The organism is Bifidobacterium sp. ESL0745 (assembly GCF_029433335.1).
In the GTDB taxonomy this organism is placed as follows: domain Bacteria; phylum Actinomycetota; class Actinomycetes; order Actinomycetales; family Bifidobacteriaceae; genus Bifidobacterium.
Genome location: NZ_JAQTHX010000001.1, coordinates 1,225,207 through 1,249,951, shown reverse-complemented (window position 1 = coordinate 1,249,951; position 24,745 = coordinate 1,225,207). Strand labels below are relative to the sequence as shown.

Genomic DNA, 24,745 nt, shown 5'->3' with positions numbered 1-24,745 from the left:
TTTCCCGTATCGTACTGATGTCGCTTACGGCGGGGAGAATTGGGGTATGAATACCGAAAATTGTGTTATCGCCGTGCAGTGTGCGCTCGAGCGCGAAGCCGAGCTTATCGTCTCGAAAATGGATGATGCGCAGACCGAAACCATTCTGAACAACCGCGTGACCACTGGCTCCTATAAAGGCGTGCCGCTTGTGGTGTGCGTGGGCGGTATGGGGGCGGCTAACGCGGCTTCGGCCTCTCAGTTCATCATCGACCGCTATACACCAAAAGCCTTGATTTTCAGCGGCATCGCTGGTTCCATCAACCCCGGACTTGCCGTCGGCGACATTCTCATTTGCGCCGAACAGCATTATGCGGAAACGAATACGCCGATCATCGCCGAATGCCCGCCGTATCTCGAGTATTTTCCCTCGGACAAGAAGCTGGTAGAGGCCGCGATCGAGTCGGTGGAACAGACCGGATTCAGACGCATCCCTTCGCAGCGGGAATTGGTCGGCATGCCCAGTTCGCTGGTGCGAGACGTGCGGCCGGAACGCTTAGATGCCGAAAGTTCGGTTTCAGGAATAGCCGTTGGTCCCGGGATGCAAGACCAACATTATGTGGTGGGCAACATTTCCACCAGCGACCGCTTCAACACTGACCCGGATGTGCTCAAGGAGCTGGTTGAGCGCTTCGGCGCCGAAGGCGAGGCGATGGAGGAGGCTCCTGCCGCCCAGATCGCAGGCAAGTGTGGCGTGCCGTTCCTGTGCATTCGTGGCATCAGCAATCCTTGCGGCGAAGCGTACGACGACCTCAACGCGCACGAGCGCAACATGCAGGGGGCTGCGGATAATGCGGGAATGGTCACGCTCGGAGTGGTCTCACATATCGGTAGATAAAGGGCTGTAACGCTTGGTGATGATGGAATTGTCGATTGGTCCCACAAGCCGATTCGCCCTGTTCTCCATGTGCCGAGTAGTGCTGAAAATTATCTTCGCGTATGACAAATATACTTGCCAATCGTATATAAAGCCTCAAGAAAAGGGGCTTTCGCGTGGGCGGTTCGGCTGATAAAATAGCTTGCGGCAAACGAGACAAAGGATTTTGATGAAAATCACCAGGTTGACACCCGACCATAACGGATTGGTAGATTGGCCCACCCTGAGCTCGCACAAGCGCGCGGTGATGACGATCGGCGTGTTCGACGGCATGCACAAGGGGCATCAGGCCGTCATCAAGCGCGTCGTGGAGCTGGCGAAACAGACCGATTCGCTGGCTGTGGTGATGGTTCTCGACCCGCGGCCGGCGCTCGCGCACACCTATGCCAACGAGCACGACGACATGGATCTGCCGAAAGGTTTCGTGGACGTCCAGGCGTTGAGTTCCGTAGAGCAGCGCGCGCGAGTCATGCGGGAGCTCGGCGTGGATCGCGTAATTGTATTGCGTTATACGATGGCGTTCGCGGCCAAATCGTTCCGCTTCTTCCTGGGCCAGATGGTCGGCAAGCTCGGTATGCGCACCCTCGTGCTCGGGCAGGACGCGGCGTTGGGTGCGAATCGCAAGGGCGATATCAAGGCCATTCAGGAGCTTTGCGAGGCCACGCGCGTCTTCGAGCTTGACGTGGTCGATGATTTGGGGCCCGGCTATACGTGGGTTCCCGCGCATTTTGAGCCGAAGATGCCGGAAGGCATCGGCGAGCCGCAGGACCCGCGGGAGGGCATGAACAAGGCCGAGCTGCGCGCGTGGACCAAGAAGAACAACTGCCGCAAGGTGCGGGTCTGGAGCTCGACCAACGTGCGCTACCTGCTTTCGCAGGGGTGTGTGAAGGCCGCTGCCGAGATTTTGGGACACGACCATGCCGTCGAAGGCGCGGTGGTGCATGGCGAGCAGCGTGGGCGCGAGATCGGCTTCCCCACCGCGAACTTGGCGCAGGTGGTCGAAGGCTATGTGCCGGTTGACGGCGTCTACGCCGGTTGGCTGGTCGATTTGGGGCCGATTGATGGCGCTAAGAGTGGCGGCAACAACACCGGCAACGCTGGTTATGATAAAACCGGCAATGGTGTGAATGGCAACGAAAACAGTGACAACGCCGCAAATGGCGGTAATGCCGGCAATGGTACGAACAGTACGGTGAACGGCGCTAACGCTGGTAATGGCAATGGCGGCGGACCTGCTGAGGAAAGCCGTGCTGTCGGTGGCGGGGATGCCGCCAATCTTGCCTCGCCTTCGGATGAGATGCGCATGGCTGAAGGTTCGCCGTGGCGTTGGCCTGCCGCCATTTCCATTGGTACCAAGCCGACGTATAGCGATGAGACCGGCATCAATGAACGCGTCATCGAGCCATATTGCGTCACCAAGGATTGGCTGGAACTTTACGACCACAAGGTGCGTGTCGAGTTCACACAGTTCCTGCGTGGCCAGGTCAAGTTCGACGGTACCGACGAGCTCAAGGCCGCGTTGCAGGATTACGCGGACCAGACGCTGGAGATTACCGACGCGAAGTAATACAATATAAGCGCAAAGTCTGACGATTTCTGACAGGTAACATATTTTCTAGCAGAATAAGAAACGTCGCAATCACATCGCGGTTTTGATCCGTGACGTGATTGCGACGTTTTATTATTACCGGTTTGTTTTTGTGTATGCGTCCGCACAGGTGGAGAGGCGAGTACTCACACCTCGCGGAAGTGACTGAAGAACTCGCGGGTGGCAGGGTTCTGCGATTCCTCCATGACTTCTTTTGGTGTGCCGTTTTCGGCGATGACGCCCTGCTGGAGCAGCACCACGCGGTCGGCGGCATGATGGGCGAATTCCATCTCGTGGGTGGCCATCAGGATAGTGGTGCCGCGGTCTTTGAGCTCGGTGACCATTTCCAGCACCTCACCTACGAGCATCGGGTCGAGCGCGGAGGTGATCTCATCGAGCAGCAGGAGTTCGGGGTCGGTCATCAACGCGCGGCAGATGGCGACGCGCTGCTGCTGGCCGCCGGAAAGCTGGTCGGGGTAGGCCTTGGCCTTGGTGTCCATCCCAATGCGCTGCAGCAGTTCGTGTGCTTTGGCTTCGGCCTTATCCTTGGGCCAGTGGTGGACTTTGATGGCACCCAGCGTCACGTTTTTGATCACGCTCATGTGCGGGAACAGGTTGAACTGCTGGAACACCACGCCGATACGCGCGCGGGACTTGTCCGCGTTGACGCGAGGGTCGGTGATGTCGGTGCCGTTGAGCCAGATCTGCCCGTCGTCGACGCGTTCCAAAAGGTTGATGCACTTCATCAGCGTCGATTTGCCGGAACCGGAAGGGCCCAGAAGCGCTACCACCTCGTGCGGGTTGATATCGAAGGAGATGCCTCTGAGCACATGGTTCTCGACCTTGCCGTTGCGGTAGGTCTTCTTCACGTTGTCGAGGTGCAGAACGGGTTTGACGACATCGGAGGAGGTGGCGTCGGCGGTCGAAACGGCTGCAGCGGTCTGGGGCTGCGATGATTGCGTGCCCCGCGTCTGCGTTGGCGACAGCGTGCCTTGATCTTGAGTCTGTGAATTGGTCTCGCTCATTGGTACCTGGCTTTCAGAATTCGACGCCGAAACGGATTGATCGGACTGATCGGGTTGGTGGCGTTCTCGCTCATACCACGCCCATGCCCTGTTCGCGGCCGCGCAGCCGCTTGGAATACCAGTCGTTCAGGAGGATGAAGGGCACGCTGGTGCAGATGAAAAGCACGCTGGCCACCACGTAGGGGGTGAAGTTGTAGGTCTGTGCCACGGTGATCTGCGCCGCGCGAACCGCGTCGACCGCGCCGAGTGTGGAGATCAGGCCCGCGTCCTTCTGCATGGAGATGAAGTCGTTCATCAGCGCCGGGGCGACGTTGCGCAGCGCCTGCGGAATGATGACGATACGGATGGTCTGGCCGCTGGTAAGCCCCAGAGAACGTGCCGAGGCGCGTTGTGAGGGATGGACATCCTGGAAGCCGGCACGCAGGACTTCGCCGACGAACGCCGAGTAATCGAGGATGATGGCGATGGTGCCGAGAACGGCGGCGGGGATACGTCCGAAAATGTTGAGGCCGGGAATGCCGAAGCCGATCAGATACAGCAGCACGATCATGGGGATGCCGCGCATCAGCGTGGTGTACAGCGTTGCCAGCGCACGAAGCGGGAAAAGCAGCGGGGAGGTGCTGATACGGATCATGGCCAGCGCCGTGCCCAGAATCGCTACACCCACGGTGGCGAAGAGCAGCACCTCAAGGTTGAGCCACAGGCCTTTGAGAACGACCGGGAAGGATTGCGCGAAGTATTTGCCTGAGAAGAACGATTCGCGTACGTTCGGCCAGCCAGGGGAAACCTTGAGTCCTATGACGATAAGTGCGGCGAGTACCAGGGTGCTGACGACGCTGATAGCGACGGAGCGCAGGTTCTGTTTACGTAAGTAGCCTTGGCGCTCGAGCTCGATGGCACTGATGTTTTGTGTTGCAGTCTGAGGCATTGATGACCAATCTGGTGAAGGGAATCGACGGTCTGACAAGAAGTGATTGTAGTGTGACCCTTCAACCATTTGGCCGTTTCAGACTGTAAATGGTCAAAGAATCGCCATTCGTTTTTGGCAAGTTATGTTGTTCCTACCGATTTGGAATCAGTCGGTAGGAACAACATGGAAATAAGAGGGGAACAGGCGTTACTTCGACAGCTCGGGAACGTTGACCAGATACTCCTGAAGCCATTCGTTCTTCAGTTTGTCGAGCGTGCCGTCCTTTTGGAGGGTGTTGATCGCCTTGGTGGCCGCGGCTGTGAGCTTGGAATTCTTCGGCAAAACGATGCCGTCGCCTTCCGGATCTTCGGAACCGGGAATACGGCCGATGACCTTGCCACGCTTGACCTGTCCGGACTTCACGATGTTGACGGCGGTAGGAGTATCGACCACGATGGCGTCGATCTGGTTGGAATCAAGGGCTTGAGCGAGGGTGGCGTTGTCGTTGTAGGTCTTGACGTCTTTCTTGATCTTGGAAGTGGCGAAATCGTAGCTGGTCGTGCCCACCATCGCGCCGATCGCCGCGTCCTTCAGGCCACTGACGCTGTTGCTATCGGCAAATTTACCATCCTTCAGCACAATGACCGCCTGATCGGCGTTGAAGTAGCTTGGGGTGAAATCGACGGCTTTCGCGCGTTCCTTGGAGATGCCGAACTGCTGGATGTTCATATCCCAGTCCTTCTGAGAACCGGGTGCGATGGCCGAATCGAAGGTGGTGCGAACCCACTTGACCTGTGATTTCTTGAAGCCCATCTTCTCGGCAACCGCGTAACCGACGGCAGCTTCCATACCTTTGCCGCTTTCCGGCTTGTTGTCCATGACCCACGGCGTGTAGGCAGGCTGGCCGGTGGCGATGGTGAGCGTTCCCGGCGTAATGGTCTGCTGGGTGATATCGCCCGATTTGGCGCTGGAATTGGAAGATCCTCCGCAACCCGCACCCAAAACGAGCATGGCGACCCCGGCCGCAGCCGCGATGATTCTTGTGATGTTTTTCTTGGCTGAATATGTCATGGATTGGCTACCCCTTATGAGGATGAAGCGACGCCGAACCGCCGGATTCGATAGTGACACCAAAGAAAAAGGAAAGCGGGCGGATAAACGGCCTGACACAGCCAAATATAACGGAATCCTCCCACCGTTCCGTGCGTGACGCGCCGAACGGTGGGAGGATTCTTGAGATCATCCATAGACGTTATCTATACCTTGTTATCGAAGCCAAGGTATAAGCCGAAACGATAACTTCGATCAGTTCTTAAGCATCGGGATATCGGTGGTGTATTCCTTGAGCCATTCATGCTGCAGCTTGGTGATGGTGCCGTCCTTCTGCAGAGCGTTGACGGCCTTGGTGACCGACGGGGTGAGCTTGGAGCCCTTCGGCAGGACGATGCCCATGCCGTCCTTGTCCTCGGAACCGGGGATCTGGCCGATGACCTTGGCGTTCTTGACCTGGCCGCTCTGCACCATATAGACGGCGTCTGGGGTGTCGACCACGAGTGCGTCGATCTGGTTGCTGTCGAGGGCCTGGGCCAAAGACGCGTTGTCGTTGAAGGTCTTGACGTCCTTCTTGATCTTGGAGACGGTGAAGTCGTAGCTTGTGGTACCTACCATGGAGCCGATCATGCCTTTTTTGAGTTCGGAAAGCGACTTGGTGTCGGCGTACTTGCCGTTTTTGAGGACGACGACGGCCTGCGTCTCGTTGTAGTAGCTGGGAGAGAAGTCCACGGCGTTCTTGCGTTCCGGGGTGATGGAGAACTGCTGGATGTTCATATCCCAGTCCTTCTGCGCGCCCGGCGCGACGGCCTGGTCGAAGGTGGTGCGCGTCCACTTGACCTGTGACTTCTTGAAGCCCATCTTCTCGGCCACCGCGTAGGAGACCGCGGCCTCGTAGCCCTTGCCGGTTTCAGGCTTGTCGCCGATGACCCACGGTTCGTAGGTGGGCTGGCCGGTGCCAATCGTGAGCGTGCCCGGCGTCATGGTCTGCTGGGTGATGTCGTTGGAATTGGCGGAGCTGCCGGTGTTGCTGCTCGACTTGCTCGAGCCGCAGCCGGCGGCGCCCACGGCCAGCGCGGCGATGCTCAGCGTGGCGGCGAGAACGCGGATAAGGCGTTTGGAAAGTGGTGATGGCATAATTGCTGACCTCTTGCTCTTGGATATTGAAAACGTATCGTATCGGGGATTGCGGATCGCTGATTGTTCATTGTTGACAATCGCATCGGGTTCCCGCATACGACGTGACGTATGCATCATAGCATCGGCCACCCTCGGGTATTCAAAGGACCTGCTTTTAATACTTTCTTGATTCTTTCCGTTGCCTGTCAGATAGACGTTTCGTTTATCGGAAGACCGGCGGGTTTGAAACCGGAAGGTTTTGACATTTGATATGGCAAATTTGAATGTTTTTGGCCATTTGGGCATTTGGGCATAGAACTCTTGGAGCTGATCAGTCCCACAAAAATAGGCGTTATCGCCGGCTCAGAAGACGTTGTCGTTATAGGTGAGCTTGCCGGAAATCACCGTGGCGCGGTTGTGTCCGGAGCCGTGGCGGACCAACTCGTCCAGCGTGTGTTCGATTTCGCGGGGCGTGTGGGTTTCGGCCGGCATGTCGAGGAAGGCGAAGTCGGCCAGTGCCCCGGCGTTGATCTGTCCGATGCGTTGGGTGCCGACGTGCATACCCATCGATTCGGCCCCGCCCAGCGTCATCATGCGGATGATGCGGTGGCTCAGGTCGTCCTTGGCATAGCCTTGTTCCCGCGCGATGGCGTAAACCATGGCGGCCTCGTCGAAAAGGTCCAGGCTGGGGGAGCTGGAAAGCGAATCGGTGCCGATCGAAAGGATATTGCCTTCGTCCATATAGCGGCGCACGGGCGCGGCCTTGCCGGTGTGCGTGATTTCGTTGGAACGCGGGCACAGGGCCACCGCCACCCCGCGCTGGCGCAGGATACGCCGATCCTCGCGGTTGGCCCAGACGCCATGGGCGATATGCACATCGGGGCCGAGCGAGCCGAGGCTGTCGACGAACTGGATGGCCGAGGCGCCCTTGCCGTGCCGTTTGAGTTCAAGATAGTTGGCCCAGCGCTCGTCGCTCCAGTCCTTGGCGGTGTAGGTGGTGAGGATCGCCGGGTGTGAGCCGGCTTCCAGCGGCGTTTCGGCCAGGTGGATGTGCAGGCGCATGTTCAAGCGGCGGGCGATGTCGGGCAGGTCGATGAACGGCTCGGAATCAAGGGTGTAAGGCGCGTGCGGGCTGATGCCGATATTCGGCAGGTTGAGCGCTTCGAGCCGGGTGAGGCTTTCCCTGAGTGCTTTTTTGCCGTGGTCCTCCCAGTCCTTGTTGTGCCAGTTCATCACCTCCCAGTAGGCGATGCCGTGCAGGCCCTGCGAGGCCAGTGCTCCTGCCGCCTCGATATCCGTAACAATGTCAGCGGCCGCCGTGGTGCCGCTTTGAACCAGTTGGCGTGCCCCGTCGAACGCCCATTGCCGCCAAGGCTTGGTCTCTTCGGCCGTCGCGTAGACCTTGTCGAACGCCAGTTCCCAACCGTGGAAATCCTTATAGTGACCCTGCCCGACGTTTGCCATACCGGTGTATTGCAAATGGGTATGTGCGTTGACCAGCCCCGGCATCAGCACCCCGTCAAAGTGCCGTTCCACAACGTCGGTCGGATCGATGCCCTCTTCTTTGAGCTCACCGAGTACCCAGCGCCGCGTGCCGACGTGTAGCACGCGTTCGCCGCGTATGGCCACCGCGCCGCCTGGGATGACGGGTGCGGTGACAGGGATCACGAGTTTTGCCGAGTAGAGGTAGACGGTCTTCTCGTCGGAGCCATCGTTCGCGGTGATGTCAAGGGAAGTGGGGGACTGGTTCATAAAGTCGCTTTCATTATCTTCATCATGTTGTATCGAAATCGATTACTAGTTATCTTAAAGATGATCACGCCATATCAGTCTCGCATTGCGTCGAAACGAGTGGTTTTCCAGCTGTAGCCGTTGTCGGCGACCGCGTGGCTGGCTTGGTAGCCACGGACCTGCAAGGCGATGCTGGCGATTTCGCGGTCGGTGGCGGCGTCGAGGCGGATGACCTGATTCGGCAATTTTCCTTGGTCTCTGATAAGATGGGTGACCGCACTCATCTGGACGGCGAAGCTCAGATCCATGATTTCGATGGGATTGCCGCCGCCGGCCGTGTAATTGACCCCGTCGCCTTGCGCGAGCAGCGTCAGTTCGGGGCCGTTTGGGATTTGGATAGTAGTGATATCATGTCCGGGCTGGTGGCGGAACGAAGGGATATCGTCCAGTGCGATCTCGTCGGCGATGCCGCCGATGACCGCTAGCACGGCGTCCGGTTTCATCAAGCGCAAATGTTCCAACGCAAGCGTGTGCCGCACGCCGGTGGCGGAAACGGCCATGTCTGCTTCGGGCAGCGCCTCGTCAATATCGGTGGTAGGAAAGCCCTCGAATACCGCCTTGAGACAGGCGACCGGATCGGTGTCGCAGATGGTGACGTGTGCGCCGAGCGCCCGCACGCGCAGCGCGAAGCCGCGTCCCACGGGTCCGTAGCCGATGACAGTGATGTTCCTGCCCGCGAACCATTGGGCGCCGAGGAGTTCCTGGATGGTGGTCACGCAGGTCTCGCCGGTGCCGTGGGCGTTGTCGAAGTCGGTTTTGAGTTTGCTGTCGTTGACGGCGACAACGGGGTAGGGCAGTGCGTCGTCATCCTGCATGGCTTGGAAGGCGCGGACTCCGCTGGTCGTCTCCTCGGCCACGCCGATGAGGTTCTTGACGATTTCGGGGCGCTCGCGGGTGGCGAGACGGGCGAAGCTGGCGCCGTCGTCGATGATGATGTTCGGGTTGAGCGTGTCCAGAAGCCGCAGCGCGCCGTCGTGGTATTGCTTGGAAGTCCAGTCGTTTTTGGCCTCCACTTCGATGCCCTCGGCGCGCAATTGCTCAGCCACGCGCTCGTCCACCCCGCCGGGCTCGCAGCACACGCCGACCAGCGCCCCCGCCGCCTTGAGTTCGCGCAGCAGCACGGCGGTTTTGGGCTCGAGGATGAGGCAGGTCGCGATGCGGACGCCGTGGAAATCAACGGATTCTGTGAGCCGTTTCATCAGCTCACGGGTGACGGGCATGTGCGCCTGCGCGTAGTCCATCGCCTCGAGTCCGCTGGCCTTACGCAGATCAGGAATCGTTGGAGTTCCGGCATTCAGGGGGTTGCTGTTTTGCGTGTTAGTGTTGTCGGATCCAGGAACGTAGCGGTAAACGAATGGCTTGCTGTTTATGGAATTGTCGGCAATTGGTAAATCGGAATCCACATTTGAACGCTGTGCAGGTGCTGCTGAATCGCCCTCTGCATCTTTAGAAGCAGCCGACAAATCCGATTCGATGACATTCATCCCCCAAGCTTCGGCCTGATTGCGGAGCAGGGTGTTGCTTTCAGCGTTGTTGCTGTCGGCCTCGTCAACAAGCAAACTGGCTCCGGCCAACGATTGGTTGGTGCGCTGCGAAAACGTCCGTGTCCACGAAGCGAAATCACGATAAGGATTATTGGAATAGTTCATATTTTCCGTCTTACTCAAGTGTAAAACCATCGAAGGTGAAGCCTGGGCTCACCACACAGGAGACCAAAGCATCGCCTTTGCCGGGAACGGTGCGTTGCCAGCAGCCTTCGGGGATGACCACTTGACCGATGGGTACAGCTGCGGATGTCGTGCCGTCGCTTGTCGAACTGGCAGAGGTGATTCCTTGCCCAAGCTTATAGAGCATACGGCCCGACTCGTCCGCTGGGGCGTTGCCGTAGCCGCCCAGCTCAAGGCCGACGGTGGCCGGCCCGTGCCAAAGCCAGATTTCGGTGGCGTCCACCTTGTGCCAGGCGCTCGCGTCGCCTTCGGCAAGCAGGAAATAGATCAGCGAGGCGAGCGGCCGGCCTTCCGTCGCCTTCATCGACTTCAGGTCGGCGACCGTTGCCGCGTATGCGTTATCGGAATGTGATATGCCTCTGTCGCCGGGATCCGCCGACGTGGTTGATGTCACTGACGCACCTGAAGTGTCCTTTGTCCGAGTGCCAGTGCCATTTGAAGCGGATTTCGGCGGTTCGGTTCCAATATTGTCCGAATCTGCCGACGTTAAGTCAGCGCTGACGCCGCGTTGCGTATCCCCGCGTTCCGCAGCCTGTTTCGTCGCCGTCCCCGATGCAGCCTGCAAGCTCAGCCAGGTCTGCCGATACCAGCCGCCTTCCGGATGCGCCTCAAGGTCCAGCGCCTTGACCACATGCTGCGCGTACTTGCTCATATCCTCAAATGCAACACTCATTGTTTTGTCCTTTGTTTGGTTCAAGTGAAAGACCTCTAGCGGCCTCACTATATATGGTTGAATTGAATTCGATTCGTTATCTTCCTTTGGAGACACCCAACGCATCGAGGGCGTCGCGCAGGGACGAGACCTCTACGATTTCCAAGCCTTTGACGGCCTTGATGCCGCGACGGCCACGGTGGGTGGGAACCACGGCGCGGGTGAAGCCCAGTCGTGCGGCCTCGTTCAGGCGGTGGGAAAGCTGGGGGACAGGACGCACTTGGCCGGTGAGGCTAATCTCACCCATGGCGCAGGTGGTGCGTGTGATCGGTTTCGATGTGGCGGCGCTCGCCAGTGCGGCGACGATGGCGAGATCGCAGGCCGGCTCCTTGGCCAGTCCGCCGGCGATGGTCGAAACGTAAAGGTCATTGGCCAATAGGTTCACGCGGCCGTGGCGGTAAAGCACCGCTGAAAGCATGGCCAGCCTGTTGGAATCGATGCCATTGGTGTTACGTCGTGGTGTCGGCAAAACGGATTTCGTGACGAGGGCCTGCACTTCGATCGGCAGGCTGCGGTGGCCGTCGAGCGTGAAGGTGACGCAGGTGCCTTCGACCGGCGCGTCCTCGGTGGAAAGGAACAGGCCGGACGGATCGCTGACCTCTTCGATGCCTTCGCCGCTCATGTCGAAACAACCCACCTCGTCGGTCGGGCCGAAACGGTTCTTGGCCGCGTGCAGCAGGCGCAGTGCGGTCTGCGAATCACCCTCGAACTGGCAGACCACATCCACCAAGTGTTCGAGTGTACGCGGGCCGGCAATGGAGCCGTCCTTGGTGACATGGCCGACCAGCATCACCGGAATATCAAGGGTTTTGGCGGTATCGATCAGCGCACTGGCCACTTCGCGCACCTGTGTGGAACCGCCGGAGATTCCATCGACATCCTGCGAAACAATGGTCTGCGCCGAATCGACGATGGCGAGGCTCGGTTTCTCCTGCTCGATCAGGCCGAGCACGGTGGCGAGGTCGGTGGTTGCGGCCAGCAACAGGTTGCTTTCCAGCGCGTTGATGCGGGAGGCGCGCATACGCACCTGCGCCTGCGATTCCTCGCCGGAGATATAAAGGACTGATTTCTTCGGGTTGTTTCGTGCTACGTTGCCGGCGGTCTCAAGCAGCAACGTCGACTTGCCGATGCCCGGTTCACCCGCAACCAAGACCACCGAACCCGGAACGATGCCACCGCCCAAAACGCGGTCGAACTCGTCGAAGCCGGTGGGAATCCTCTTGACACTGTCGGTGGAGATTTCCGTGATTGGCTTGGCTGCAGCACTTCCGGCGATGACGGCGGAACTGGCCTGCGTACGCGAGGTGCGTCCAGGCGCGGCGGTGCGCGACGCCGCGGCAGGCCGGGCCTCGTGAAATTCCTCGATGGTGCCCCAAGCGCCGCATTCGGGACAGCGCCCGTACCATTTCACGCCGTTCCAGCCGCACTCCGAGCAGACGTACTGTGTCGCATTCTTTGCCATGATGCCGACGCTAGCCAATTTCGCCGACAAGGGCAAGTTCGCCAAAGATAAATCAAGAAATCTTGAAAATCCAACTCATTTAACACATGAATATTCCCGATCAGTGCAAAATCCTCATCAGGAACTGTCAAATCCCAAAATAAGAGACCTCTTGGCGCGCCAAGGTCGCGATAATAGCGTGATTGAGCTCAATTCTTGCATTTTTTGGGGGTACTTGGCGCGCCAAGAGTCATCGAAAACATGAAATTAGGGTTGATTCTTGCATTTTTGGTTCACTTGGCGCGCCAAAACCCCTCAAAAATTGAGAATTAGGGTTGATTCTTTCAATTTTGGCCTTCTTGGCGCGCCAAGTGGTTCAAGAATAAAAGAATTGTAATCGTAATACGTTCTTTGGTAGCCCGAATCTATGATTTGCTCTTGAAATGACAATGCGATTCCCAATTGCTGAGCGTCAGCACACTGTGAAATAATTGCGACTATGGCGACTCAACAAAGGTATTCTTCTTCATCCCATGGCAAATTGATTGCGGTCGTGGTCGCGGCCGCGGTGGTCATTGCGGTCACACTGCTTAGTGCGTTTGTGTGGCCGGGCTGGGCGATGGATAAAAGTGCCAGTGAAGGGCAAAAGCAGCAGCAGACGACATCATCCACCAAACCGGTGCCTACCACGCCGAGCATCAAGGCAAAGGAACTTCCGCAGGATGCCACACCTCTGTTGAAAGCGATGCCTGACAGTGTTCTTAATTTCGCCCGTACTGAGGCCGCTCCGAGCGCCAATTGGACTTCTGCAACTCCGATTGAAGAATACACGCTTACGTATTCGACCGGAGACTTGGCCAAGGATGTCACGCTTGTCGTTGCCCAATGGTCGAGTAGCGACAGCGCAAAGACTCAATATGACACGCTTTCCGGTGCGCTCAAGGGCACGGATGTGGCGAGTGGCGATGTGAAGGTATCCAACAATGCCACCGGCAAATACGTTGTGAAAACCACTGACGAGAAAGGCAAAACGGCAACTGCCATCTGGCAGAATGACACCGTCGTGTTCCAGGCCACCGGTCCCAAGGATTCCATTCAGCGGTTCTATTCGAAGTTCCCGCTCTGACATACGTTCAAAGTTGCTGAGCCCAAACGCAGAATTGTGACCAAGTAAACGGTTCCGTTGGTTCGGGAACGGTCGAATAAAAGAAAAATAAAGACCTATGGCGTTTTAAGTCGGCAAGAGCGAGTAATATAGGTCAAGTTGCAAACTTACAGTCAAGGATTGGAGGCTTCAGATGGGTTCTGTCATCAAGAAGCGCCGCAAGCGGATGAGCAAGAAGAAGCACCGCAAACTGCTGCGTAAGACTCGTCATCAGCGCAAGTAGTATAAAGCTTTTTACAGAGGTCCGGGGTCATTTGGCTCCGGGCTTTTTGTTTTACTGGGTTGTGCTCCGGAAAGAGTCGGTTTGCCCGACCGTGCAGGCTGTGAACCGTTGGATAACGGCAGGGAATGAACAATATTGACTCGTGTTCTGTTCATTTGTTGCCGTTATTGTCAAAAAGATCGGGTTGACGGCAGCAAATGAACAAGGTTATGGGTATTTTCGTTCATTTTCTGCCGTAAAAAGTGGTTTGGTCAGGTTTTCGGTACTGCACGAAGAAACAGACGGATGGGAGTGGATACTGGATTGGGGATGTGATGGCCTTGTAACGGAGTCAGGCGAGACTTATGCCAGCGGCGTCTATAGTGCCGAAAACCGTCACCGGATTGGCATACAGCGCAAAAAACTAGCGAATAGTCTTAAGACGTGTCACCATGGGATTATGGCACAAATAACTTTGGGTGGTGCGCCCACTCGCACCGTAGGAACTCTTCCCGCCGTTGGCTCCAAGGCCCCGGCTTTCTCGATCGCCGATGGCGATCTCAACGATTTCGGCCTTGACAAGTTCGCTGGCCGCAAGGTCATCCTGAACATCTTCCCGTCGCTTGATACGGCAACCTGCTCGATGTCGGTGCGTAAATTCAACAAGATGGCTGAAGACCTGGATGATGTCACCGTCATCTGCATTTCCAAGGATCTGCCGTTTGCCCAAGCCCGTTTCTGCGGTGCCGAAGGCATCGAGAACGTCGTCACCGGTTCCGCATTCCGCTCCTCGTTCGGCGAGGATTACGGCGTGACTATCGCCGACGGCGGCATGCGCGGCCTGCTTTCGCGCGCGGTTGTCGTGGTTGATGCCGATGGCAACGTCGCGTATACACAGCAGGTTCCTGAGATTCACGACGAACCTGACTACGATGCGGCCCGCAAGGCGGTCGAAGCGCTTTAATAACCGGATGGATCCAAGTATTACTATGAATTTATGGGATTATAGGTCAAAATATGAGTTCTAAATCTGCTCTGAGACATTACAGGAGTAATGGAATGAGAGGTTAGAATCTCTTTGCCCAGATTTTAAACGGTTTTACTCTCTATGGCAGAACACCTTGAAGCCCATTGTGGGCATACATTTTGTCTGTAATTCCGGTTTATGACTTGTATCCATAACAAAAGCCGGTGTGCAACTACTTGAAAGTTGCACACCGGCTTTTGCTATTTGGTATTGAATCATCGAATCATCATTTTTACGTCTTGCCGGTTCATCAAAAATCCGATACCGTCAAGCAGCCGAATCGAATTCATTGCCGAATCGGCTTTGCCGAACTCAGTTCTCTGAGACGGTCAGAATACGCGGGCCGTTCGGGTTACCGACGATGACCTTGTCCACGCGGTTCAGGAAGAGGCCGTGCTCGACAACGCCCACCGTATTGATGAGGTCTTCGGCGAGATCCTGCGGGTGGTCGATGCGCTCGAGGTGCAGATCGACAATGTAGTTGTTCTCGTCGGTGCGTACGTCGGTGCCGTCGGCGTTCTTGCGCAGGGTCGGCTTGTAGCCTTTGGCTTCAAACTTCTTGATGACATGTCCGGCGCCGAAGGGAATGACCTCGACAGGCAGCGGGAACTTGCCGATGGTGTCGACCACCTTGGATTCGTCGACGATCCAGACGTTGTAGTTGGAGTTCTCGTTGACGATCTTCTCCCAGAGCAGGGCCGCGCCGCCGCCCTTGATGCCGTTGAAGTTCTTGTCCACTTCGTCCGCGCCATCGATGGTGAGGTCGATGTGGTCCACGTCGTCGATGTCGACGATCTTGATGCCATATCCTTCGGCCTGCTTGGCGGTGCGGCGGGAAGTCGTCACACCCGTAAACTCAAGGCCCTCTTCCTTCGTGCGGCGGCCGAGCTCGTCGACCAGGAAGCGCACGGTCGAACCGGTGCCGAGGCCCGCGATCATGCCGTCCTTGACGAGCTTGGCGCCTTCGATGCCGGCCGCCTTCTTCAGTGCGTCTTGTTGTGCCTTATCCATTGATGCTCCTTTAACAGTCTTAGCTTCGTCATGTAGTGACGAACGTCACTTCCAATACTATCCATAATATCGGTGTTCCGATACTTTTCTTGTTGTTCAGATTCTGTTTGTTTCACTCACTTTTTGTGATTGTTGTTGGCGATGAGGAACGGGGCGTTGCTCAATACGATGGTTCCGTCTCCGGCCACGTATCCGTCGATGGCGATGACCCCGCGAATGTGCCGGGGTTGTCCGTTGTAGGTCGGACTGGTCTGCGGCGCGGGCACGAAGCGCAGGGTTCCGCTCACGCTCAGGCCGCTGTGCAGATATGCTGGTGCCTGTTTTGCTTGGGGTTCCGGCCTTTTATCTGGTGTGGTATCGGTGCTTTCCGTGTTGTTTTCGTTGGTGTTTCCGTCGCCTGGTTCGCCGTTGCCATCGGATTGCGCGGGGTCATCCGCTTCAGTCGGTTCATCGGATTGTACTGAATCGTCCTGGGCGTTTTCACTTCCAACACGGCCAGTTTCATTGTCGGTTTGGTGATTGCCGAAGTCTTCGTTATTGGCTCCATCGTGATTGTTAGCGTTCTCAATCGAATTTGTGTTGTTAGCGTTCTCAGTTGAGTCTGAATCGGATTCGGCGTTTTGATTGTCATTTGTAAGCGAATCGTCATCCGTATCTGGAACATTGTCATAAAGGTCATCAGAATCCGAGACCGTCGCCGTTTCAGACGTTTTTTTGTCATTCGTTTGATTAAGACCGGCGTTTGTTCCGTTCGCTTCGGCATCCGTCGAGTTCTGCGAAGGCGCTGAAGCGGCGGTTTTTCCTGCCTTTTGAGTGACCGGCAATTGTGTCTCGGTGGCGGCGGAATCGTCGTTATCGGCGGGAATGGTGGCGTCGTCGACGTTTGATGAGATGAAATCAGGATGGGAACGTACCGTGCGGCCAGCGGAATGAGATTCGTCGCTATCGCCGCCGGTGCTGCCGTCGATATGATTGCCCGTATCGGCAGATTCATCGTTCTCGACCGCGCGATGATGGGCGACGATCGGCTTGCGTGGGCTGAAATCGTACTCCGGCACGCCTTCGGGCTCCGCAAGACGTTCGGCCAACGTTGGCCTGTGCGAGGTTTGGCTGCCGGGGTTGCCGTTTGCCCCGTCATCTGCGGTCCGCTTTTCGCCAAGCCTGTCGTGATCGTCGACATTCCTGTTTGAAGCCGGATTATCATTGTCCTCGGAATCGTCCCATCCGTCGCCGTCGTCGCCCGATTCCACGCCGCGTCCAAGATGGTATTGTTCCTCGGTGATTTTGCCGTCGATGAGCATTTTCGCATCGGCGGGAATATCCACGCCCTTGGCGTATGGAGAGGCCAGCAACGACTGCCAACCTTCCAGCGGCAGATAGCCGTCTTTGAGCCCGCTGCGTGCGTCGCCGGAGTAGGTGTGGGCGAGGTCATCGACCTTTTCGTTGCCGGGATTGCCGTTGTGCCCCTTGACCCAGACGAACTTCACCGGCCCCTTGCGACGGCCGATCTCGGCGTCGATGGCCTTGATCAGCGGTGCGTTCTTCACCGGCTTCTTCTGTGAGTTCTTCCAGCCGTTCTTCTTCCAACCCTTGACCCATGTGGTCGAGCAGTTGATGGCGTACTGCGAGTCGGTTTCGATGGTCAGTGGTTCCGTCCCGCGATGGGCCCGCAGCGCCTCGAGCACCGCGCACAACTCGCCGATCTGGTTGGTGCCATTGGTAGCCCCACCCGCGTCGCTGTCCCCGTCGTGCTGATGCCCGTGTGTGCGGGCCGCATTTACCGCGTGATCGGCCCACGCCCAACCCATGGGGCCGTTGGGATTGCCCAGTGCGCTGCCGTCCGTAGAAACCGTAATAGTCATAGCCACCAGCCTACGTAAGCCCGGCGAAAATCTGAAAGAACTGAACAAGAGTTGCATTATATTTTTTAAATGTTATGATGTAGCGAACAACGTCTGGTTTTCGCCGGAGTCGATCAGATTTGTTGAGTCGCGCAATCATTCCGGTTTGGTGCCGTGAAGTGGTGTTTGAATAGGTATTTTCAATCTTCATATCATCGTTCGATGAAATGGGGTGGATGAAATGCAAAAGAAAACAATGAAGCTGGCGGTGGCGGTGGCCACTCTGCCGCTTTTGCTTGGCATGCTGGTGGCTTGCGGAAGTCCGAAGGCGAATGAAAGTCCGGCCGCTCCGGTACCCGATGTCAATGGAGTTATTACGCTTGATAAAAGTACGATCGGTACTGATGGCGATGGCCGGGAAAAGACAAAGTACATGGCTTATACGGAGACGGCGGATCTATCCAAAGGTGATTATTTCAAGCAGGTTCAAGACGATATAGCCGAAAAGAAGCTCCACTCCGACTTTGTCAATCAGGTGATTGCAGACAAAAAGATCACCGGCGCGGAAATGAATCAGGCCGAGCGTCGAGCGCTCGATTGTGCGTCGCAACAGGGGCTGACGCTCGGTGTGGATTACTGGCTGAAAAACGGTGGGGAGTGGAACATCTATGGGCGTGATATCAGCAGCTATCGGGCCATGGATATTATGGTGACCTGTGGGAGCAACAATGGTTATGAGACCCTGATGAAGGCGTATACTCAGGCCATCGCCAACCCTGACGACATCGATCTGGAGCCGTATCGGGTGCAGTGCTACAAGGATTTGAACGTACTCGACCCGAAGGTGACCTACCGGCAGTTCGAGGACACCAACGTCAGATTCACGATGCCGACCAGTTACAAGGACCCGCGCTGGCAGGATTACAACCATTGCACAGACGACCCATTGCACACCATGACCAGCAAGACCCCGGCACAGTGATGTACGGTTTGATTTGAAATGAAGTCTAAAGCCCGGTACCCATTGATACCGGGCTTTAGACTGATGTCGGCCAACGGCGTGGAGTCGGTCGCTACTCTAGCAGCCAGTCAAGCGCATAGACCTGCCGGATGCCGTTGTGCTCAGTGGGTAGTTCGTCATCCAAGGTGATAAGGCTCTTGGGATAGTTGTCATCGACACCGCGGAACGATGACAACTCGCGTTCCAGTGTTTCGGGATTGTGGACGGACTCGCATACTTGGTAATAGGCTGGTCCGTTCGTTCCGTTGGTTACGAAGTCGATTGCGCCGTTGGATCCTTGACCGATGTAAACCTCTCTGTTACGTCTTTTGAGTTCCAGAAACACGATGTTTTCCAGGATTCGTTCCGTGTCGCGGACCCTGCCAGAACAAAGGATCCGACGCATGCCCATGTCGACACCATAATATTTGCGTTCCTGCCGGAAAATACGTTTGCCTTTGATGTCGTAACGGGAAACCGGATAGAGAATGAATGCCGAGTTCAACGCTTCGAGATAGCTGGAAACGGTGGGAGCCGAGACTTTTGCGTTCAGCGAGGTCATGGCGTTGGCGATGGATCTTGGCGTGGTGAGATTGCCGATATTGTCGAACATATAGCGGGTGAGAGCGTCGAGGGTTGCGGTGCGTGATGTGCCGGAGCGTTGAACCACATCTTTCACCAGAATCGTGTTGAGGATGCCTTCGAGATAGTCGTCGATTAGTGAATTGTTCCCGTTAAGTTCGTGGATAGCCGGGAACGATCCTTCATACAGGTAACGTGACCAGGTGCGTTGCACCGTCTCGTCTTTTGGTGCGGCGCTTCGATACTCCGCAAAGGAAAGTGGGGTCACGCTGATCTCGACGTAACGGCCTGAGATGAGCGTTGCAAGTGTGCCGCTGAGCATGGTGGCGTTGGAGCCGGTGACATAAAGATCGATGTTGTGATGGGTCTGGAGGCTGTCAAGCACTTTCTGGAATTCGGGCACATTCTGGATTTCGTCGAGCATGACGTAATATTTTCCGCCGCTGTCACCTTTGCCGTCGTCTTCACACCTGCTGAGGATGGTGTCGTACAGTTTGTGGTATTCGAGTAGTGATTCGTTGCCGAGAGATTCCAAGTTGATGGAGATGATGTGGTCTTTTGGTGTGCCAGTGTCGATGAGATGCCGTGCGAAAAGTTCAAGCAGGGTTGATTTCCCACAGCGGCGTACGCCTATTACGACTTTGATGACGCTCTTGTCTTTCCATTGTTCCAAATGGTGCCAATACTGTGGTCTGTCAATAAGCATGTCGGCTCTTTCAAAATAAAATGTATTTTATACTTTTATTAAAATCGAGATAAATGTAAAATTGATTTTATATTTAGGCGAAGGGCTGGAAAGTTAAAAAACGTTTTAATTTTGGTGACATTTGAAATGAAATAAACGCACAAGTCGGTAGATAGGTTTTTGGGAACCGCGGAATTCCGCCATTCCTATTTTCCTATCTACCGACTTGTGTGATGAAATTACTCGCCGAGCGCTTTGTCGACCACATCCGTGGCCTCACTGAGCACTTGGTTGAGCGCCTCAGGGGAGACGAACGACTCGGCGTAGATCTTGTAGATGTTCTCGGTGCCGGAGGGACGGGATGCGAACCAGTTGTTCTTCGTCGTCACCTTGATACCGCCGATGGGCGCGTCGTTGCCTGGTGCGCGGGTGAGTTTGGCGGTGATGTCCTCGCCGGCCAACGTCGTGGCAGAAACAGATTCGGGGTTCAGGCCGGCGAACTTCTGCTTCTGTTCGAGGGTGGTCGGGGTATCGATGCGCTTGTACCAGCTTTCGCCGAACTCTGCCGTCTGCTCCTGATGCAGTTGGGCCGGATTCTTGCCGGTTTTCGCGGTGATTTCCGCAGCGAGCAGGTCGGGGATGATGCCGTCTTTGTCGGTGGTCCAAACGCGGCCGTTACGACGCAGGAAGCTCATGCCGCTGCTCTCCTCGCCGCCGAACGCGACTTCGCCGGTGAAAAGCGGGTCGACGAACCACTTGAAGCCGACTGGCACTTCAACCAGACGTGCGCCGATGGAAACGGCCACGCGGTCGATCAGCGAAGACGAGACAACGGTCTTGCCCACGCCGGCGTTCTTGGGCCAGCCTGGCCGTGCGCCGCCGAAGAGGTAGGCGATACATACGGCGAGGTAGTGGTTCGGATTCATCACGCCCCAGTTGGGGCAGACGATGCCATGGCGGTCGGCGTCGGGATCGGTGCCGCCCACGAGGTCGTACTTTTCCCACGCCCCACCGTTGAGTTCGTCGACAAGACCCTTCATCGCATATTGCGAACTTGGGTCCATACGGATTTTGCCGTCATGGTCGATGGTCATGAACCGCCAGGTCGGGTCGACCTCAGGACGGACCACTCCGATGTTCAGGCCGTATTTTTCGTTGATGAGCGGCCAATAGTTGACCGAAGCGCCGCCAAGCGGATCGATGCCGAGACGCACGCCGGAGGAACGGATTATGTCGAAATCAATCACATCGCCGAGGTCTGAGACGTAGTGGTCGCGATAATCGAAGCGTTCGACCAGAGGGGATTTGATGGCCTCGTCGTACGGCACGCGCCTGACGTCGCGGAACGAGCCGAGCAGTTCGTTGGCACGGTTGGCGATGGCTTCCGTCGCTTCGGCCGGAGCCGGGCCGCCGGTAACCGGATCGTACTTGAAACCGCCGTCGGTGGGCGGGTTGTGCGAGGGGGTCACGACGATGCCATCGGCAAGGCCGTCGCCTTCGAATCGTTGTGAACCGTCGGCGGCGCGGTTGTGGGTCAGGATGGCGTGCGAGATGACCGGAGTCGGCACGAAGTCGTCGCGCGAGTCGATACGCACGGTCACACCGTTGGCGACGAGCACTTCGATGGCCGTCTTCATCGCGGGGCCGGAAAGCGCATGGGTGTCACGGCCTAGATAGAGCGGGCCGGTGACGCCGGACTTCTTGCGGTATTCGGCGATGGCTTGGCTGATGGCGACGATATGCGCCTCGTTGAATGAGGTCTTGAGTGACGAACCGCGATGGCCGGAAGTGCCGAAGGAGACGCGTTGCGCCGGATCGTCGGGGTCGGGGATGGCGTCATAGTATTTTCCGATGACCTCGTTGACGTCGATGAGGTCGGCTTGTGTGGCGGGTTTGCCCGCATTGTTTGCAACCATGTCTCTATTGTGCCACAGTCGCCGGGTGGAAGTGCGAGGTTTGTGCGCTATCACAACCAATCGCACACAGCAGTTGTGAGGTTGGCTGACAGGTTGTTGCTGGTAAACGGATTCGGAGCTATTAGGGTGCGGGTCTCCAGCATCGATTTGTCTTGGTGCGGTTGAACGGACTTTGGATGTTTTATATGCGGTTTCCGGCACGAAAGTGTGGTGGTGCTGGTAGACGGACTCCGGCAATTGTTGGGGATACAGTTTTCCAACACTAATTCGTATATTGATTTTTGAGTTTCTTTATCATTGCGTGCCGGGAAGGGGTTGTCAATAGAGATTGTTGGAAATGCGAAGCAAAACGAGCGTGTCGTATTCAGGTGATTTGGTGCTTATTGCGGTCAGGTGGCCGGAAAATGTCATATAAATTCTTCTATAAGCGCCAAAAACAAGTTACGTATTGCGCCGTCTCTACCATGAAACGGGAGAAATCACCTGCCGACCTATGTTTGGGGCGTTTCATGACATTTTACGGTATCAATTACCTGCAAAGCCAGCATGGCATCAACCAGGTCATCCGGTTCGTTATCATCGTCGCGCTGTGTGTGGCGCTGGTCGCGTTCTTTGTGTTGTATCTGCGACACCGGCTCAAGACGAAATACCGGGACCTGGGCATCATCGCATTGTTGCTCGTGGTGCTGGTGCTCGGCAGCGGCTATACGCAGTTCCAGCAAAGCGAGACGGCCAGCGCGAAAAGCGAGCAGATGGTCAGTTTCGTGCAGCGAGTTGCTAAGGAACGGCACGTATCCGAAGATGATGTGCTTGTCAATTCGAAGTATCTGAACCAGGACGTGATTGTCAAAATCGGTAAAAAATATTACACGGTGAATCTCAACACGGACTACACCGCGTATAGGCTCACCGAAACCCACATGCTCGCCGACGTCAAAGTAGAAAAGTAAGGAACCGCCATGCTTATCAGCACCACACTCATCGTCAAACTCGTCGTGGGCGTCGTCTTCCTCATCGTCCACATCAATCTTTTCGGCAAATCCAACCTCGCGCCCACCAGCGCCATGGACCAGATCCAGAACTACGTGCTCGGCGCCATCATCGGCGGCGTAATCTACAACGAGCAGATCACCGTGCTCCAGTTCGTCTTCGTTCTCGTGACCTGGACGCTGCTGTGCATGATCATCAAGTTCGCCAAGGAAAACAGCCGGTTCTTCAAGAAACTCATCGACGGCAGCCCGGTCATGCTCATTTCGCACGGCAAGGTCGACGTCGCCACCTGCATGCGCAAGGGCGTCTCCGCAAGTGACCTGATGCTCAAGCTGCGCGCGCAGGGCGTCTACGAGATTTCCAAGGTTCTGAAGGCCTACTTCGAGCAGAATGGCCAGCTGACCGTCATCTGCTACGGTGACGAGTCGCTGCGTCTGCCGCTGATCGTCGACGGCCAGATCGATACCGATGTGCTTGATGCCATCGGCCATGACAAGGAATGGCTTGAAACCGAGGTCGAGAAGCAGGGTTACGACGGCACCAACGCCGTGTATATCGGTGAGTATATCGCCAAGAAGCTGGAACTGACCGGTTACGCGAAGTAGGCGGTTTCGTTGCGATGATTTGGGTGGTGCGCTGATAGGGCGACGAAGATGAGTGAGGGAAGATGAAACCTCAGTTGCCGGAATCCACAGACCATTGCGCAGATGTCGGCGTATGTGTGGGTGCATGCTGTCAAAATTTGCAGCATAGAGCAAGGATTTTGACGATGAGGACCGGCAAGTGTCAGTATCCTATGACTATTGCATAAAAATTGACGTTTGCGGGTGCCGGATGACCTTCTGCGATGAAGCGGAACTTAGTCGTGCCATCTGGCTGGGAGTTGGCTGGAGCCATGTTGTTTCGTGGAATCGGCTGAAGCCATGAAAAAGTCCTGCTACTGATACTGTGCCATTTCCTCTTTGGCTGGAACGCGCACGCGCAGCGACTTGGGTTCCAGGCTGAAGCGAATGTGACTGGTGGAGCCGATCATGTCGCCGTCGACCTGCGCCAGCGCAGGCTTTTCGAGCTTGATTTCGGCGCTGACGCCTTGGATCTGGTCCATGGTGGAATTGGTGGAAAGCGGGCTTTGCTGTGCCTTTCCGGTGATGGTCTGATGCATCACATCGCCGAACAGGTTCATCCACCCCAGCAGGCCGCCGGAAGTGTCGATGATTTCAAAATCAAGCAGGCCGTCATCGAACGAGGCATCCGGCATCAGCGAGAACACCGGAATCTGGCCGCAATTTCCGGCCATGAAAGTGCGGAAATGCAGTTCGCCGACGGTGTGGGAGCTGCCGTCTGCTGCCGTGATGGTGACGGCCCCGCGGTATTTCGGCGCGAACAGATGCTTCATGCCACCGGAGAAATAGGCGAGCCAACTGATGCTTTTCTTGAGCTCCGGGCTGGTGTCGCTGATCATATCGGCGTCGAAACCGATGCCGGCGATAATGAGGAACGCATGGGCATGGTCTTCGTCTGGCCTGTCAAGCAGCGCCATACGTCCCATATCGACCATCCGCTCTCCATGTGAGGTCGCGATGGCCAAGGCGGCGTTGATGTCGTCGACGGGAATGCCCATGTTACGTGCGAAGAGGTTGCCAGTGCCGATGGGAATAATGCCCAAAGTGTGGCCGGTGCCGCTTACCGCGCTCGCCACGGTGCGCACGGTGCCGTCGCCGCCCACCGCCACCACGACGTCGGCGCCGTGCTGCAGGGCTTCAAGTGCGCAAACCCGCCCATTGCGTTCCAGCGTCGTTTCGATGAATTCGATGTCCGAAATTTCGTGGTCTTTGCAGAATTCCTCGATATGCAGGCGGGCGCGGGCCGCTTGCGGTTTGGAAGGATTGATGATGAAAGCGTAACGCACCTGGTCGTCGTCACGCTCGTTCAATTTCTGCACTCGGCGCCAGCGCTTCCAGGCGCGCCAAAGCAACGCGGTGGCAACGGCGAGAACGCATACCGCTACCACGGCGAGGATGACGAAAAGCACGGTTCGAGTCATGGC

Annotated in this window: 19 protein-coding genes and 3 pseudogenes; 8 read left to right on the top strand and 14 right to left on the bottom strand. The window is 56.6% G+C overall.

From position 1 onward, the window contains the following. The first annotated feature begins 46 nt into the window (after nucleotides 1-46). Nucleotides 47-877: a 5'-methylthioadenosine/S-adenosylhomocysteine nucleosidase gene (locus PT275_RS04885; RefSeq protein ID WP_277152883.1), complete on the top strand. Its 831-nt coding sequence runs from the start codon at nucleotides 47-49 to the stop codon at nucleotides 875-877. Nucleotides 878-1,085: 208 nt separating this feature from the next. Then, entirely contained in the window at nucleotides 1,086-2,483 is a 1,398-nt protein-coding gene (locus PT275_RS04880; protein WP_277152881.1) for a riboflavin kinase, read from the top strand. 167 nt (nucleotides 2,484-2,650) lie between these two features. On the opposite strand, the gene PT275_RS04875 is transcribed toward PT275_RS04880, so the two are convergent. The 9 genes and pseudogenes from PT275_RS04875 to radA all read right to left on the bottom strand — a co-directional run bounded on the left by PT275_RS04875 (nucleotide 2,651) and on the right by radA (nucleotide 12,300). Beyond that, a complete protein-coding gene (locus tag PT275_RS04875) occupies nucleotides 2,651-3,529 on the bottom strand; it encodes an amino acid ABC transporter ATP-binding protein (RefSeq protein WP_277152879.1) in 879 nt (292 codons plus the stop codon). A 70-nt stretch (nucleotides 3,530-3,599) separates the two neighbouring features. Continuing rightward, nucleotides 3,600-4,457 carry an amino acid ABC transporter permease gene (locus tag PT275_RS04870; RefSeq protein ID WP_277152877.1) on the bottom strand — a complete coding sequence of 286 codons (858 nt, stop codon included), beginning with the start codon at nucleotides 4,455-4,457 and terminating at the stop codon, nucleotides 3,600-3,602. 189 nt (nucleotides 4,458-4,646) lie between these two features. After that, the gene (locus PT275_RS04865; protein WP_277153667.1) at nucleotides 4,647-5,450 is read right to left on the bottom strand and encodes an ABC transporter substrate-binding protein; all 804 of its coding nucleotides are present in this window, start codon (nucleotides 5,448-5,450) and stop codon (nucleotides 4,647-4,649) included. Between the two features lie 294 nt (nucleotides 5,451-5,744). Continuing rightward, nucleotides 5,745-6,626: an ABC transporter substrate-binding protein gene (locus PT275_RS04860; RefSeq protein ID WP_277152875.1), complete on the bottom strand. Its 882-nt coding sequence runs from the start codon at nucleotides 6,624-6,626 to the stop codon at nucleotides 5,745-5,747. Nucleotides 6,627-6,971: 345 nt separating this feature from the next. After that, nucleotides 6,972-8,360: an amidohydrolase family protein gene (locus PT275_RS04855; protein ID WP_277152873.1), complete on the bottom strand. Its 1,389-nt coding sequence runs from the start codon at nucleotides 8,358-8,360 to the stop codon at nucleotides 6,972-6,974. A gap of 74 nt (nucleotides 8,361-8,434) precedes the next feature. Further along, nucleotides 8,435-10,048 (bottom strand): adenosylhomocysteinase, encoded by a 1,614-nt coding sequence (locus tag PT275_RS04850; RefSeq protein ID WP_277152871.1) that lies wholly within the window; start codon nucleotides 10,046-10,048, stop codon nucleotides 8,435-8,437. A gap of 10 nt (nucleotides 10,049-10,058) precedes the next feature. Then, nucleotides 10,059-10,424 (bottom strand): annotated as a pseudogene (locus PT275_RS09215) (cupin domain-containing protein); the annotation flags it as partial. 240 nt (nucleotides 10,425-10,664) lie between these two features. Then, nucleotides 10,665-10,778, bottom strand: a pseudogene (locus PT275_RS09210) (cupin domain-containing protein); the annotation flags it as partial. A 97-nt stretch (nucleotides 10,779-10,875) separates the two neighbouring features. After that, nucleotides 10,876-12,300: a DNA repair protein RadA gene (gene radA, locus PT275_RS04840; RefSeq protein WP_277152867.1), complete on the bottom strand. Its 1,425-nt coding sequence runs from the start codon at nucleotides 12,298-12,300 to the stop codon at nucleotides 10,876-10,878. Between the two features lie 478 nt (nucleotides 12,301-12,778). Between radA and PT275_RS04835 the strand changes: the two genes are divergently transcribed. The 3 genes from PT275_RS04835 (at nucleotide 12,779) to tpx (ending at nucleotide 14,610) form a co-directional block, all read left to right on the top strand. After that, a complete protein-coding gene (locus PT275_RS04835) occupies nucleotides 12,779-13,405 on the top strand; it encodes a hypothetical protein (RefSeq protein ID WP_277152866.1) in 627 nt (208 codons plus the stop codon). Between the two features lie 172 nt (nucleotides 13,406-13,577). Then, complete coding sequence (locus PT275_RS04830; protein ID WP_004268639.1) at nucleotides 13,578-13,667, top strand: AURKAIP1/COX24 domain-containing protein; 90 nt, start codon at nucleotides 13,578-13,580, stop codon at nucleotides 13,665-13,667. Nucleotides 13,668-14,106: 439 nt separating this feature from the next. Next, a complete protein-coding gene (tpx, locus tag PT275_RS04825) occupies nucleotides 14,107-14,610 on the top strand; it encodes a thiol peroxidase (protein WP_277152864.1) in 504 nt (167 codons plus the stop codon). A gap of 375 nt (nucleotides 14,611-14,985) precedes the next feature. Here the strand turns inward: tpx and rpiA are convergent, their stop codons facing one another. Both rpiA and PT275_RS04815 read right to left on the bottom strand, forming a co-directional pair. Further along, on the bottom strand, nucleotides 14,986-15,684 hold the full coding sequence (gene rpiA, locus PT275_RS04820; protein WP_277152862.1) for a ribose-5-phosphate isomerase RpiA: 699 nt from the start codon (nucleotides 15,682-15,684) through the stop codon (nucleotides 14,986-14,988). A gap of 1,253 nt (nucleotides 15,685-16,937) precedes the next feature. After that, nucleotides 16,938-17,546, bottom strand: a pseudogene (locus PT275_RS04815) (ribonuclease H); the annotation flags it as partial. Nucleotides 17,547-17,766: 220 nt separating this feature from the next. Here PT275_RS04815 and PT275_RS04810 point away from each other — a divergent pair. Next, nucleotides 17,767-18,507: a hypothetical protein gene (locus PT275_RS04810; protein ID WP_277152860.1), complete on the top strand. Its 741-nt coding sequence runs from the start codon at nucleotides 17,767-17,769 to the stop codon at nucleotides 18,505-18,507. Nucleotides 18,508-18,598: 91 nt separating this feature from the next. Here the strand turns inward: PT275_RS04810 and PT275_RS04805 are convergent, their stop codons facing one another. After that, nucleotides 18,599-19,813, bottom strand: coding sequence for an ATP-binding protein (locus tag PT275_RS04805; RefSeq protein ID WP_277152858.1), 1,215 nt, complete (start codon nucleotides 19,811-19,813; stop codon nucleotides 18,599-18,601). Between the two features lie 218 nt (nucleotides 19,814-20,031). Next, nucleotides 20,032-21,708 carry a phosphoglucomutase (alpha-D-glucose-1,6-bisphosphate-dependent) gene (gene pgm / locus PT275_RS04800; protein ID WP_277152856.1) on the bottom strand — a complete coding sequence of 559 codons (1,677 nt, stop codon included), beginning with the start codon at nucleotides 21,706-21,708 and terminating at the stop codon, nucleotides 20,032-20,034. A 509-nt stretch (nucleotides 21,709-22,217) separates the two neighbouring features. On the opposite strand from pgm, the gene PT275_RS04795 reads away from it, so the two are divergent. Then, the gene (locus PT275_RS04795; RefSeq protein WP_277152854.1) at nucleotides 22,218-22,658 is read left to right on the top strand and encodes a DUF3290 domain-containing protein; all 441 of its coding nucleotides are present in this window, start codon (nucleotides 22,218-22,220) and stop codon (nucleotides 22,656-22,658) included. A gap of 9 nt (nucleotides 22,659-22,667) precedes the next feature. After that, nucleotides 22,668-23,303 carry a DUF421 domain-containing protein gene (locus PT275_RS04790; RefSeq protein ID WP_277152852.1) on the top strand — a complete coding sequence of 212 codons (636 nt, stop codon included), beginning with the start codon at nucleotides 22,668-22,670 and terminating at the stop codon, nucleotides 23,301-23,303. Nucleotides 23,304-23,635: 332 nt separating this feature from the next. Here the strand turns inward: PT275_RS04790 and PT275_RS04785 are convergent, their stop codons facing one another. Next, nucleotides 23,636-24,742, bottom strand: coding sequence for a diacylglycerol kinase family protein (locus PT275_RS04785; RefSeq protein WP_277152850.1), 1,107 nt, complete (start codon nucleotides 24,740-24,742; stop codon nucleotides 23,636-23,638). Nucleotides 24,743-24,745 lie beyond the last annotated feature (3 nt).

Excerpts from the sequence above, each read along its gene's own strand:
- PT275_RS04790 (WP_277152852.1), top strand. The coding sequence starts at position 22,668 with ATGCTTATCAGCACCACACTCATCGTCAAACTCGTCGTGGGCGTCGTC.
- PT275_RS04870 (WP_277152877.1), bottom strand. The coding sequence starts at position 4,457 with ATGCCTCAGACTGCAACACAAAACATCAGTGCCATCGAGCTCGAGCGC.
- PT275_RS04805 (WP_277152858.1), bottom strand. The coding sequence starts at position 19,813 with ATGCTTATTGACAGACCACAGTATTGGCACCATTTGGAACAATGGAAA.
- PT275_RS04795 (WP_277152854.1), top strand. The coding sequence starts at position 22,218 with ATGACATTTTACGGTATCAATTACCTGCAAAGCCAGCATGGCATCAAC.
- pgm (WP_277152856.1), bottom strand. The coding sequence starts at position 21,708 with ATGGTTGCAAACAATGCGGGCAAACCCGCCACACAAGCCGACCTCATC.
- rpiA (WP_277152862.1), bottom strand. The coding sequence starts at position 15,684 with ATGGATAAGGCACAACAAGACGCACTGAAGAAGGCGGCCGGCATCGAA.
- radA (WP_277152867.1), bottom strand. The coding sequence starts at position 12,300 with ATGGCAAAGAATGCGACACAGTACGTCTGCTCGGAGTGCGGCTGGAAC.
- PT275_RS04855 (WP_277152873.1), bottom strand. The coding sequence starts at position 8,360 with ATGAACCAGTCCCCCACTTCCCTTGACATCACCGCGAACGATGGCTCC.
- PT275_RS04860 (WP_277152875.1), bottom strand. The coding sequence starts at position 6,626 with ATGCCATCACCACTTTCCAAACGCCTTATCCGCGTTCTCGCCGCCACG.
- PT275_RS04835 (WP_277152866.1), top strand. The coding sequence starts at position 12,779 with ATGGCGACTCAACAAAGGTATTCTTCTTCATCCCATGGCAAATTGATT.
- PT275_RS04880 (WP_277152881.1), top strand. The coding sequence starts at position 1,086 with ATGAAAATCACCAGGTTGACACCCGACCATAACGGATTGGTAGATTGG.
- PT275_RS04810 (WP_277152860.1), top strand. The coding sequence starts at position 17,767 with ATGCAAAAGAAAACAATGAAGCTGGCGGTGGCGGTGGCCACTCTGCCG.
- PT275_RS04865 (WP_277153667.1), bottom strand. The coding sequence starts at position 5,450 with ATGCTCGTTTTGGGTGCGGGTTGCGGAGGATCTTCCAATTCCAGCGCC.
- PT275_RS04850 (WP_277152871.1), bottom strand. The coding sequence starts at position 10,048 with ATGAACTATTCCAATAATCCTTATCGTGATTTCGCTTCGTGGACACGG.
- PT275_RS04875 (WP_277152879.1), bottom strand. The coding sequence starts at position 3,529 with ATGAGCGAGACCAATTCACAGACTCAAGATCAAGGCACGCTGTCGCCA.
- PT275_RS04785 (WP_277152850.1), bottom strand. The coding sequence starts at position 24,742 with ATGACTCGAACCGTGCTTTTCGTCATCCTCGCCGTGGTAGCGGTATGC.
- tpx (WP_277152864.1), top strand. The coding sequence starts at position 14,107 with ATGGCACAAATAACTTTGGGTGGTGCGCCCACTCGCACCGTAGGAACT.
- PT275_RS04885 (WP_277152883.1), top strand. The coding sequence starts at position 47 with ATGAATACCGAAAATTGTGTTATCGCCGTGCAGTGTGCGCTCGAGCGC.
- PT275_RS04830 (WP_004268639.1), top strand. The coding sequence starts at position 13,578 with ATGGGTTCTGTCATCAAGAAGCGCCGCAAGCGGATGAGCAAGAAGAAG.